Raw genomic sequence first — 577 nt, forward strand, 5'->3', positions numbered from 1 at the left:
GTTGACGTCGTTGACCGTGGTGGTCACCGGGGTCTTCACCGGGTTGATCGCTTCGAGGTTGCCACCCGTTGCGTCCTTGATGGATTCGCTGACGGTGGTTGGGCCTTTGTAGACGTCGTTGCCCACGCTCACCGGCAGGCTGCCGGAGCTCTGGCCAACGGCGATGGTGATCACCTTGCCGCTGTCAAGGGTGACCGTCACCGGACCGCTCTGCGCGGTGACCGGGGCGCCGTTCTTGTCGGTCAGGGTCGCGGTGTAGGTGATGGTGCCGTTCTCGTCCACGCTCGGCGTGGCGCTCAGGGTCACAGTGGTGGCGTCGTTGACGTCGTTGACCGTGGTGGTCACCGGGGTCTTCACCGGGTTGATCGCTTCCAGATTGCCGCCCACCGCGTCCTTGATGGATTCGCTGACGGTGGTCGGGCCCTTGTACACGTCGTTGCCCACGCTCACCGGCAGGCTGCCAGCACTCTGACCTTCAGCGATGGTGATCACCTTGCCGCTGTCGAGGGTGACCGTCACCGGACCGTTTTGCGCGGTGACCGGGGCGCCGTTCTTGTCGGTCAGGGTCGCGGTGTAA

Annotated in this window: 1 protein-coding gene; it reads right to left on the reverse strand. The window is 64.8% G+C overall.

Annotated features, from left to right (window positions below):
* Positions 1–577: immunoglobulin-like domain-containing protein (locus CAF65_RS28415; protein WP_158090079.1), on the reverse strand; the 577-nt coding region annotated here is incomplete at both ends.

The sequence above is a fragment of the Pseudomonas sp. B28(2017) genome, from assembly GCF_002113025.1.
In the GTDB taxonomy this organism is placed as follows: Bacteria; Pseudomonadota; Gammaproteobacteria; order Pseudomonadales; family Pseudomonadaceae; genus Aquipseudomonas.